This is a genomic window from Peptoanaerobacter stomatis (assembly GCF_000238115.1).
Classification (GTDB): domain Bacteria; phylum Bacillota; class Clostridia; order Peptostreptococcales; family Filifactoraceae; genus Peptoanaerobacter; species Peptoanaerobacter stomatis.
The window spans coordinates 21,525-34,607 of sequence record NZ_JH414566.1; the positions used below are offsets into that span (position 1 = coordinate 21,525).

At 32.7% G+C, this 13,083-nt stretch carries 6 protein-coding genes; 5 read left to right on the forward strand and 1 reads right to left on the reverse strand.

Features of this window, described 5'->3' with window-relative positions:
- Positions 1–2 precede the first annotated feature (2 nt).
- Positions 3–3,707 carry a DNA-directed RNA polymerase subunit beta gene (gene rpoB / locus HMPREF9629_RS09980; RefSeq protein WP_009526279.1) on the reverse strand — a complete coding sequence of 1,235 codons (3,705 nt, stop codon included), beginning with the start codon at positions 3,705–3,707 and terminating at the stop codon, positions 3–5.
- A gap of 392 nt (positions 3,708–4,099) precedes the next feature.
- Here rpoB and HMPREF9629_RS09985 point away from each other — a divergent pair, with 392 nt between their 5' ends.
- From HMPREF9629_RS09985 to nifJ, 5 genes are all read left to right on the forward strand, one after another.
- A complete protein-coding gene (locus tag HMPREF9629_RS09985; protein WP_009526280.1) occupies positions 4,100–5,641 on the forward strand; it encodes a sigma-54 interaction domain-containing protein in 1,542 nt (513 codons plus the stop codon).
- A gap of 14 nt (positions 5,642–5,655) precedes the next feature.
- Positions 5,656–7,014 carry a Na+/H+ antiporter NhaC family protein gene (locus HMPREF9629_RS09990; protein WP_009526281.1) on the forward strand — a complete coding sequence of 453 codons (1,359 nt, stop codon included), beginning with the start codon at positions 5,656–5,658 and terminating at the stop codon, positions 7,012–7,014.
- Between the two features lie 83 nt (positions 7,015–7,097).
- Entirely contained in the window at positions 7,098–8,291 is a 1,194-nt protein-coding gene (gene megL, locus HMPREF9629_RS09995; protein WP_009526282.1) for a methionine gamma-lyase, read from the forward strand.
- A 326-nt stretch (positions 8,292–8,617) separates the two neighbouring features.
- The gene (locus HMPREF9629_RS10000; protein WP_009526283.1) at positions 8,618–9,277 is read left to right on the forward strand and encodes an aspartate/glutamate racemase family protein; all 660 of its coding nucleotides are present in this window, start codon (positions 8,618–8,620) and stop codon (positions 9,275–9,277) included.
- A 155-nt stretch (positions 9,278–9,432) separates the two neighbouring features.
- Positions 9,433–12,936, forward strand: a complete 3,504-nt coding sequence (nifJ, locus tag HMPREF9629_RS10005; RefSeq protein WP_009526284.1) for a pyruvate:ferredoxin (flavodoxin) oxidoreductase — start codon at positions 9,433–9,435, stop codon at positions 12,934–12,936.
- Positions 12,937–13,083: the final 147 nt, after the last annotated feature.

Here is a 13,083-nt window from a genome sequence, read left to right on the forward strand (position 1 = left end):
TTCTAAAAGTCAAAATCTTCGTCATCTATATCAAAGTCTTCACTGTCAAAATCTTCCTCATCATCGCTGTTTAAATCTATATTATCTTCATTTATCATACTATTTTCGCCGCTTACATATACTTCTTCACTTATATTTTCAAAAGGTAATATATCGTTAAGCTCTTCATCAACTTTAATTTCTTCATCTGTTTCTGTAAGAACTTTTACATCTAAAGCTAATGACTGCAATTCTTTAATCAATACTTTAAATGACTCCGGAATACCAGGTTCAGGAACATTTTCGCCTTTTACTATAGATTCATAAGTTTTTACTCTACCTACTACGTCATCAGATTTAACAGTAAGTATTTCCTGAAGTGTATGTGCAGCACCATAAGCCTCTAAAGCCCATACCTCCATCTCTCCAAATCTTTGACCGCCAAACTGAGCCTTACCGCCAAGCGGTTGTTGAGTTACCATTGAATAAGGTCCTGTTGATCTCGCATGTATTTTGTCATCAACAAGGTGGTGAAGTTTAAGCATATACATATAACCAACAGTTACAGGATTGTCAAAATATTCTCCGGTTCTTCCGTCTCTTAAAAGTAACTTACCACTTTTCGGATAGTTCGCAAGTTCAAGTGCATTAAATATATCTTCTTCCACAGCTCCATCAAATACAGGTGTAGATACATACCAGCCAAGAGCTTTTGCTGCAAGTCCTAAATGCACTTCAAGCACCTGTCCTATATTCATTCTTGATGGAACTCCAAGAGGATTCAGTACTATTTCAAGCGGTGTGCCATCAGGTAAAAACGGCATATCTTCTTCCGGTAAAACTCTTGAAATTACACCTTTATTACCATGTCTACCTGCCATTTTATCTCCGACTTGTATCTTTCTTTTCTTAGCTATATATACTCTTACAAGTCTATTGACACCCGGTGCAAGCTCATCACAATTTTCTCTTGTAAATTCTTTTATATCTACTATTATACCTGATTCTCCATGTGGTACTCTAAGTGAAGAATCTTTTACTTCTCTGGCTTTTTCTCCAAATATAGCTCTTAGAAGTCTTTCTTCAGGAGTAGTGTCTGTTTCTCCCTTTGGAGATACTTTACCAACTAATATATCTCCTGATTTTACCTCTGCTCCTATTCTTATTATACCTCTCTCGTCCAAATCCTTTATAGCATCTGCTCCGACATTTGGTATATCTCTTGTTATCAATTCCGGTCCAAGTTTAGTATCTCTTGCTTCAGAATCATACTCTTCAATATGAATAGATGAAAGTCTGTCTTCTTTTACAAGTCTTTCATTTATCAAAATAGCATCCTCATAGTTGTATCCATCCCATGTCATAAATGCTATTAGCGAATTCCTTCCAAGAGAAACTTCTCCAAGCTCAGTAGAAGGCCCGTCAGCTATAACGTCTCCTGCATTTAGTACATCACCTTTTTTTACTATCGGTGTTTGATTTACGCAAGTTCCGTTATTAGAACGTTTGAACTTCAATAGTTTATATTTATCTAAATTTCCGTTATCTGCTCTTATTTGAATTTCATCAGCAGATACTTTTTCTACTGTACCGGAATTTTTTGATATGACAACAGCTCCGGAGTCTTTGGCAGCTCTATATTCTATAGAGGTACCTATTATAGGAGCTTCTCTTCTAACGAGAGGAACAGCTTGACGCTGCATGTTTGAACCCATAAGAGCTCTGTTGGCATCATCATTTTCCAAGAAAGGTATCATTGCGGTAGCCACAGATACAACCTGCATAGGAGACACGTCTACGTAGTCAACTAAGTTGTCATCAACAAGCTCAATAGTACCTTTTTCTATTCTTGAAGCAACTTTTTTATTTACAAACCAGTCATCTTCTCCTATAGGCTCATTTGCCTGAACTCTTATATACTTATCTTCTTCATCTGCTGATAAATAATCTATTATATCAGTAACTTTATGATTTTCTTTATCTACCCTTCTGTAAGGTGATTCTATAAAACCATATTCATTTATCCTTGCATATACTGAAAGCGAGTTTATAAGACCTATATTAGGACCTTCCGGAGTTTCTATAGGGCACATTCTTCCATAGTGAGAATAATGAACGTCTCTAACTTCAAAACCAGCCCTTTCTCTTGAAAGTCCTCCCGGACCAAGGGCAGATAATCTTCTCTTGTGAGTGAGTTCAGAAAGAGGATTTGTCTGATCCATAAACTGAGAAAGCTGTGAAGAACCGAAAAATTCTTTTATGGCTGATGTTACAGGTCTTATATTCATAAGATTGCTTGGAGTCATTTCTATAACATCCTGAGTAGTCATTCTCTCTCTTATAACTCTTTCCATTCTTGACATACCGATTCTAAATTGGTTTTGTAATAATTCTCCGACAGTTCTTATTCTTCTGTTTCCAAGATGATCTATATCATCAACATTGCCGACATTATAAAATAAATTGAATTGATAACTTATTGAAGCTATTATATCTTCCATAGTTATATGTTTCGGATATAACTCATTTCTTCTGAGTTTCAGTTGTTTTTTTATATCTTCTTCATTTTCACAGCCATCAAGTATTTCTCTTAACACGCTGTATTTTACTTTATCATTAAACTTTAAATCTTCTATATCAAAATCTATATAAGCTTTTATATCTACAAAAGAATTTCCTATTACCTTTACAACTTTGTCATCATTTATACCGTCTCTTAATTCTATCATTACATAGCTTACACCGGTATTATCCACTTTTACCGCATCTTGTGCAGTAAGCATATGTCCTTTTTCAAATATAACTTCTCCGGTATTAGTATCTATTACATCTTCTGCCAAGTATCTGTTAGTTATTCTGTTTGATAGAGCCAATTTCTTATTGTATTTATATCTTCCTACTTTTGCCAAATCATATCTTCTGTGATCAAAAAATAAGTTATTTATAAGAAGTGTTGCACTTTCTATTGTAGGCGGCTCTCCAGGTCTTAATTTTCTATATATATCTAACAGAGCCTCATCCTTATTTTTAGTTGTGTCTTTTTGTAATGTAGGAATAAGTAATTCATCTTCTTGCAATAAATCCTTTATTTCTTCATCACTGCTGTAACCAAGTGCTCTAAGAAGCACTGTTATAGGTTGCTTTCTGTTTCTGTCTATTCTTACATTAACTACATCACTTGAATCAGTTTCGTATTCAAGCCAAGCTCCTCTATTAGGTATCACAGTAGATGATATAAGTTTATTTCCTGTTTTATCAATCTCTTGAGCATAATATACTCCGGGAGACCTCACTATTTGGCTCACAATCACCCTTTCTGCACCATTTATTACGAAAGTTCCGCTATCTGTCATAAGCGGAAAATCTCCCAAAAATACAGGCTCAGCATTTTCATTTTTTACTATCTGAGTGCCGTCTTCATCTTTAACTGTAAGCTTAACTCTTATTTTTATAGGAGTTGCATAGGTAACATCTCTTTCTTTTGACTCTTCAATGTTATATTTAGGTATATCCTCTATAATATAGTCAAGGAACTCAAGTTTTACATTACCGGAAAAACCTTCTATGGGAAATATTTCTTCAAATACTTCTCTTAGACCCTCTTTGATAAACCATTTGTAAGAATCAACCTGAATTTCTATAAGATTTGGAAGTTCCGCAACAGAAGGAATTTTTGAAAAACTCATTCTCGTTCTTCTTCCAATTTTTACAGGATGTGGATGTTGCATTAGGGTTTCACCTCTTTATAAATTTCAATTTTAACTCATAAGCACAATTATGCCATTTTAAAATCATACACTATATCTAAACTATTATTATAGTAAATTTTTTTCAAGTTGTCAACGAAACATAAATAATTAAGTAATTTTTCTATGTAATAGACAATTTTTTAATAATTTTTAATTTAAGTTATATATTTTTTGCATTTTTAGGTGTATAATCATTCCATAAGGAATGAAAATATTCCATAAAATTCTTTTATTTTTAACATTTTCTAAAATAGGTTTATTTTTATTCCATTTTGTTTTAAAAACGTGCCTACGTAACTTAGTAAATCGTTCAAAATTTATTGGCATATAATTTGCTTTATATATTTAGCGATAGGATTTAGGAGGTGTTTATGGATATTAAGCGTATAAAAATAATGTTTTATATTAATAGACCTCATTTGACCTATGATATACTGACAGTATTTAAAAAGCACGATATTCCTATCATATCCATGGAAGTTTATAGCAATGTAATCTATTTGAAGATACCTTTTATATCGGATGATTTAACCGAAGAAATAAGGGGAGAATGCGAAAAAGTTTACGGCTATGACTATATGGAAGAAATAGATGTTATGTCTTTTGAGGAAAAGGATATAGGTCTAAAAAGTGTGCTTAATCTAATTAGCGAAGGGGTGATAATATTAGATAGTAAAGGTGTAATTGAATATGGAAATAAAGTATCTTTTAATTTCATTGAAAACGTTAGGACAGGACATTTAATATTTGATTTTATTGATGACAAAGATTTAAAAAACTGTATAAAATCTGATAAAAAAAGCTCAGTGGATTTTATAAGAAACAAAACCATCCAAATAAAAAACAAAAACTTCTTATTGAATATGAACCCTCTATACTCTGAAGAAGGTACTTTCTGTGGACACTTACTCACGTTGAAAGAAATCAAAGAAGATTTATTTTATGACAGTTTTATAACTTTTGACGATATAATGGGCGACGACAAAAAATTCAGACAGATTATAGAAACTGCTAAACATTATTCTCATTCAGACGCGTCTATTCTTCTAACCGGAGAAAGCGGTACAGGAAAAGAAATGTTTGCAAGAGCTATACATTCAGAGTCTAAAAGGTCAAAGATGCCGTTTGTAAGTATAAATTGTGCCGCTATACCTGATGAACTGTTAGAATCAGAGTTATTCGGATACACAGCAGGAAGTTTTACAGGAGCAAACAAAAGCGGAAAGATAGGTATTTTTGAAATGGCTGAAGGGGGTACGGTATTCCTTGATGAAATAGGAGAATTAAATTACCATCTGCAGGCTAAGCTTTTGAGAGTTCTGCAAGAAAAAAAAATACGTCCTATAGGTTCTACAAAGGAAAAAGATATGAACGTAAGAATAATTTCAGCCACAAACAGAAATTTGGAAAAACTGATAAACGAAGGCAGTTTCAGAATGGATTTATTCTACAGACTTAACATTTTTAGAATTCAATTACCTCCGTTAAGACAAAGACAAGATGATATACCCAAACTTACAAATTATTTTTTAAAAATTCTATCTACAAGATATGATAAGCAAAATATTTCTCTAAGCAATGATGCGAAATCAATACTTATATCGTATAGCTGGCCGGGAAATATAAGAGAAATGCAAAATGTATTAGAAAGAGCTGTTGTATTGACCTCTAATAATACTATAAAAAAGGAACATATAATCTTCGATAAAACAAACGGATTTGAAAATATTTCTATCGAAGAAAACGATTTTGGAACAACAGTATCCAAATTTGAAAGAGAACTTATACTAAAATACTTACGTAAATATAAAAGTATAAGAAATACAGCAAAAAATATCGGAGTTACCCACACATTACTTATCAATAGAATAAAAAAATACCATATTGAAGATGATGAGTGGAAAAATTCATAATTTAGGAGGGTGTCATGAAAGAAGAACGAAAATCCAGTTTTATAGCTCTTATACCATTTTTAGCGTTTATAATATCTTATTTATCAATCGGTATCATTCTTGTAAACCAAGGTGATTCCATGGGATTTTATGGTTTTAAAGCTCCGATTGCGGTAATAATCGGTATAATATTAGCTTTTATCCTTATAAAAGGCTCAATTGATGATAAATTTTCTATATTTATAAAAGGCTGTGGTGACGAAAATATAATAATAATGTGTATAATTTACATACTTGCCGGTGCATTTTCTACAGTATCTTCAAATATGGGTGGTGTAGATTCTGTTGTAAACTTAGGTCTTAGTATAATACCTTCAAGTTTGATAACTGTCGGAATATTCTTAATAGCCTGTTTTATCTCAATATCTACAGGAACTTCTGTAGGTACTATAGTTGCTCTCGGACAGATAGCCGTAGGTTTCGCAAATAAAACAGGAATATCTATGCCTTTGATAGTAGGAGCTTTGGTGAGTGGTGCAATGTTTGGAGACAACCTATCAGTAATATCAGATACTACTATTGCAGCTACAAGAACACAAGGCGTTCAAATGAAAGATAAATTTAGAACAAACTTTGTAATGGTAGTACCCGCTATGCTATTAACTGTAATATTACTTTTGATATTCGGTAAAGCACCAGGTACTATTCAAGCAGAAACATATGAATATAATATAGTAAAAATCGTACCTTACTTATTTGTCTTAATTAGTGCTATAGCAGGTATGAACGTATTTATAGTATTGACACTTGGTACTATATTATCAGGTATTATCGGAATATCATTTGGTTCTTTCTCACTTTTAGAGTTCACTAACTTTGCTTATGACGGTTTTAACGGAATGTTCGAAATATTCCTATTATCTATGCTTACAGGCGGTTTGGCAGCTTTAGTTGCTCATGGCGGAGGATTGAACTGGCTATTGGATAAAATAAAATCTTTCATAAAAGGCGAAAAATCCGCAGAAGTAGGAATAGCAGCTATAACAGCTTTAACTGATGCCGCTACTGCAAACAACACAGTTGCTATAATAATAGACGGACCTATAGCAAGAAATATATCAGAAGAATTCAAAGTTGACCCAAGAAGAAGTGCATCTTTACTTGACTGTTTCGGAGCAATAATGCAAGGTTTCATACCTTACGGTGCACAATTGTTAATCGCCGCAAAATTCACAGAAGGCGTATTAAATCCGATGGATATAATGCCGTTCCTATGGTATCAATATCTATTGGCAATTTTTGCAATCGCATCAATATTTATACCATTTGCTAATGGATATATCAATAAGCATCCATGGAATTTCGAAGAGTGGAAAGCTGCTGATGACAAATAGTTAAAATTTTTAAATAGTCGAAAATATATTAAATATAATTTACTAATTTATTAAAAACATAAAAATTTTAGGAGGAAAGAAAAATGAAAATGAACGACAATATGGGATTCTCAACTAAACAAATACACGCAGGTTACGAAAAAAATATATTCGGAGCACTTGCAACACCAATATATCAAACATCAACATTCGTATTTGACTCCGCTGAACAAGGCGGAAAAAGATTCGCTCTACAAGAAGACGGCTACATATACACAAGATTAGGCAACCCTACTGTAAGTGTTGTAGAAAAAAAATTAGCTGTTTTGGAAGGCGGAGAAGCGGCCGTAGCAACAGCGTCAGGAATGGGAGCAATATCATCAGTTATGTGGTCAATGCTGAACGCTAAAGATCATGTAATAGCTCCTAAGACACTTTATGGATGCACATTTTCTCTATTAAATCACGTTCTACCGAGATTTGGAGTAGAAACAACTTTTGTAGATTTCAGAGATATCAACAATATAAAAAATGCTATGAAAGAAAATACAAGAATGGTATATTTTGAAAGCCCTGCAAACCCTAATATGTACCTCGCAGATATAGAAGCAATAGCCAAAATGGCTCATGAAAAACCTAATTGCATAGTAGTAGTAGATAACACATACTGTACACCTGTTATACAAAGACCTTTGGAATTAGGTGCCGACATAGTTGTTCACTCAGCTACTAAATACTTAAACGGACACGGAGATGTTTTAGCAGGTTTTGCTGTAGGAAAGAAAGAATTGATAGACCAAGTGAGATTGGTGGGAGTAAAAGATTGTACAGGTTCAGTTTTAAGCCCGTTTGATGCTTATCTTTTAGGAAGAGGAATGAAAACATTACTTATAAGAATGCAAAGACACTGTGACAACGCTATGAAAGTTGCTGAATTCTTAGAAACACATCCCGCAGTTAAATCAGTATATTATCCAGGATTAAAATCATTCCCTCAATACGAACTTGCACAAAAACAAATGAAAATGCCTGGAGCTATGATTTCATTTGAAGTAAAAGGCGGAAAAGAAGCAGGTATAAAATTGATGAACTCTGTAAAACTTTGTATGTTGGCAGTAAGCTTAGGAGACACCGAAACTCTAATACAACATCCTGCAAGCATGACACACTCTACTTATACAGAACAAGAAAGAAAAGATTCAGATATAGCGGAAGGTTTGGTAAGATTATCAATAGGACACGAAGATCCTGAAGATATAATAGCCGACCTAAAACAAGCTTTAGATTTAATAATCTAATTTAATATTCTTTAAAAATTATAACTAAAGCAAATTAAATTTTAATAATAGTAATTAATTTTTAAAAAATTAATTACTATTATTAAAATATTTATTAAAAATATTATTTTTAAATATAAGAAATCAATAAAAATAAGTGTTGTATAAAATTTTTATATAATAAAAAAATCTTATAGAACTATAGAAAATAGCGTTATACAAATCTAATAAAATAAAAGACTTTTTATATACTTATTAGTTTAATAAATTATCTGCCGTTCTATTAGAAATCAGTATAACAAATGATATCAGCATTGATTACATCATATATTGAAAGGAGAGAACTTATGAAATTAGGTGTAATAGCAGGCACAGTGGTAGATACTCAGATGGGTTGTGATTTAATAGAAAGTTATAATTATACATCTGTTTTTTTGCCGATGTCAAATACTTGCAACGAACAGTCCGATAGTCAATACTACTCAAAAACAAAATTGGAAAAATTGTTCATCGAAAAATGCAATATAGCCAAAGAACAAGGATGCGAAAAAATTTTCTTATACTGCAATTCGCTTAGTTGTAGTGTAGATTACAACAAGATTTCATCTGAATTAAACATAGAAATAATTACACCCTTAGAATCATATAAACATCTTCCAAGTTATTGTAAAAATATCGTAATAATGGGAGCAAACGGTCTTTCCGCTTTTATGATTGATAAAATAATAAGAGAACATAATAAAGGTGTAAATACAATATGCTATGGAAATGTAAGCATAGTAGAATCTATAGAAGCTAAAAAAACTCCAATAGATATAATCAAGGAATTAAATATAAACGGTTTTATACACTATATCGAAAATATAAATTCAAGCAAATTCAAAGTAGACTCTATATTACTTGGTTGCACTCATTTTCCATACATAAAAGAAGAAATAGAAAAAATTACAAATTTAAAAATAATAGACCCTACCAAAGATATGCTTGACAGATGCAAAAATAATTAATTCTTATATTTTTAAATAATTGCATTAAATTAAGTAAAGAAACACCACATTTTCTTTTCAATACTTTATTTTTTCATAAAAAAAAGATAAGAAAAGATATTTGTGAAAATATAAAGATAAAAAAATAACAGGACTAAAGAAAGGATAATCATAAAATGAAAAAGATGATTACATTAAACGGAAATACAGCAGCTGCAACAGTTGCATATGCTTTTTCCGAAGTTGCACCAATATATCCGATAACTCCATCATCAGACATGTCAGAGCTTATTGATGCATGGGCGGCAAATAATAAAGAAAACATATTCGGAGAACAAGTACAAGTTACAGAATTACAATCAGAAGCAGGAGCAGCAGGTGCAATGCACGGAGCTTTATCAGCAGGTGTACTTGCAACATCATTCACATCATCACAAGGTTTACTCCTTATGATACCTAATATGTACAAGATATCAGGAGAATTACTACCGGGAGTAATTCACGTGGCTGCCAGAGCATTGTCAACTCATGCCCTTTCAATATTTGGAGACCACCAAGACGTCATGGCATGTAGACAAACCGGTTTTGCAATGATGGCATCAGGATCGGTTCAAGAAATATTAGACTTAGGAGCAATATCTCACTTGACAGCCATCAAAACAAGAATACCGTTCTTACACTTCTTTGACGGTTTTAGAACATCACATGAGTTCCAAAAAGTAGAAAGTGTAGACTATGATATATACAAACAATTAGTAGATAAACAAGCAATACTTAACTTCAGAAACAAAAGTATGAATCCTGAACATCCATATACAAAAGGAACAGCACAAAATCCTGATGTATACTTCCAAGGAGCCGAAGCATCAAATAAAAGATATGATACTGTAGTGCCAACTGTAATTGAATACATGGAAAAATTAGGAGAACTCACAGGAAGAAAATACAAACCGTTTGACTATGTAGGAGCGAAAGACGCAAAATATATAATAGTAGCGATGGGTTCAGTAAACGAAACAATAGAAGAAACAATCAGCTACCTAATAGAACAAGGAGAAAAAGTAGGACTTGTAAAAGTAAGATTATATAGACCGTTCTCAAAAGAAGCTTTATTAAGCGTAATACCTAAAACAGTAGAAGTTATATCAGTATTAGATAGAACAAAGGAAAAAGGAAGTCCATTTGAACCGCTTCATTATGATATATTAGGAGCATATTCAGGAGAAGAAAATAAACCTGTTATAGTAGGCGGAAGATATGGTTTAGGTTCTAAAAACACAACACCAAGTCAAATAAAAGCAGTATTTGACAATATGAAAGCTGACAAACCTAAAGACAGATTCACAATAGGAATAATAGACGATATAACACACACAAATTTAGAAATAAAAGACATAATCACAACAGAGCCGAAAGATACTATAAAATGTAAATTCTGGGGATTCGGTTCAGACGGTACAGTAGGCGCCAACAAATCAGCCATAAAAATAATAGGCGATGGAACTGATATGTACGCACAAGCCTATTTTGCATACGATTCAAAAAAATCAGGCGGAGTAACAATATCACACCTAAGATTCGGAAGTAAACCTATACAATCCACATATTTGATAACTAAACCTGACTTCATAAGCTGTTCAATGCAATCCTATGTAGATAACTATCATCTTTTAGAAGGAATAAAAGAAGGCGGAACTTTCCTTTTAAACACTATATGGAATATAGACGAATTGTCAAAAAATCTACCTGCTCATATGAAAAGAGAGCTATATGAGAAAAAAATAAACTTCTACACAATAAACGCAACACATATAGCAGAAGAAATAGGATTAGGCACAAGAACAAATATGATAATGCAATCAGCATTCTTCAAATTATCAAATGTTATACCTATAGAAGAAGCAGTTGAAAGACTGAAAGAATCCATCAAAAAAACTTACGGTAAAAAAGGCGATGCCATAGTAAATATGAATTACCTTGCAGTAGACAAAGGTAAAGACGATCTTGTAAAAATAGAAATACCTGAAGATTGGAAAGATGCACAAGATAAATCGGTAGAAAAAGATTATCCAAAATATGTAAAAGAAATCTTAATACCGTTAAACTCACAAAAAGGAGATAACAAACCTGTTTCAGCCTTTATGGAAAGAGAAGAAGGCTCAATGCCTAACGGAACAACAAAATATGAAAAAAGAGCTGTAGCTGTAAACGTACCTAAGTGGAATAAAGATAATTGTATACAATGTAATCAATGCTCTTTTGTATGTCCTCACGCAGTAATAAGACCATTCTTGTTAAACGAAGAAGAAAATGCAAATAAACCTGAAGGTTTCCAAACTATCAAAGCAAACGGAAAAGGCTTGGATAACTTACAATACAAAATACAAGTATCCGTCCTTGACTGTACAGGTTGCGGTAATTGTGCAAATGTGTGTCCTGCCAAAGAAAAAGCACTCACAATGGTACCACTTGGAGAAGAATTGGAAGAAAGCAAAAATTGGGATTATGCAATGACACTTTCTCCTAAAGAAGAACTTATGGAGGATAACACAGTAAAAGGTTCACAATTTAAACAACCTCTACTCGAATTCCACGGTGCATGTGCAGGTTGCGGAGAAACACCATATGCAACATTAGTTACACAGTTGTTCGGAGACAGAATGCTAATAGCAAACGCATCAGGTTGTTCATCAATATGGGGAGGTTCATATCCATCTACAGGATTTACAACTAATCATGAAGGTCATGGACCTGCTTGGGCGAGTTCATTATTCGAAGATAACGCAGAATACGGTTACGGTATGGCACTCGCAGTAAAAAAATTAAGAAATACAATCAAACTTCATATGGAAAAATATATGAAAGCAAATCCTAACAGTGAATGCGAAGAAGTATTCAACAAATGGATTGACAACATGAAAGATCCAAAAATAACAAAATCACTTAAAAATCAAATTGTAGAATTAACTAAAAACTCAGCAGATAAAGATTTAAAAGAAATAAATGACCTAAAAGACTATCTTGTAAAACAAAGCATATGGAGTTTTGGTGGAGACGGTTGGGCATATGACATAGGTTATGGCGGATTGGATCACGTTATGGCATCAGGAGAAGACTTCAACATACTTGTATTTGATACAGAAGTTTACTCGAATACAGGAGGACAATCATCCAAATCAACACCACGTGCAGCAGTAGCAAAATTTGCCGCAAGCGGTAAGAAAGTCAGAAAAAAAGACTTAGGCGCAATGCTTATGACATACGGATACGTATATGTTGCACAAGTAGCTATGGGATCAAATATGAATCAGCTCATAAAAGCATTAAAAGAAGCTGAAAGTTATGACGGACCATCTATAGTAATATGCTACGCACCTTGTATAAATCATGGAATACACAGCGGTATGGGAACAACAATAAACCAAGAAAAAAGAGCAGTTGATTGCGGATACTGGCATCTATACAGATATAACCCACTACTTATAGAAGAGGGTAAAAATCCGTTCACATTAGACAGCAAAGAGCCTAAAGCAAGCTTCCAAGAATTCTTGGATTCAGAAGTAAGATATACATCACTTAAAAAGACATTCCCTGAAATAGCTCAAGAATTATACGATATGGCAAAAGAAGACTCTGTATTCAGATATAAGAGATATAAAAAGATGGCAGAAAATAATTAAACACACTAAATAGTTTAATATTTAATACTGATGCTCATTTAAATGATTATATATGCAAAATCAATTATCCAATAAAAATAGTACTGCATTATATTATAAATAGAGACTGGTGTTATATAATAATACTAATATTTAAGAATAATATAT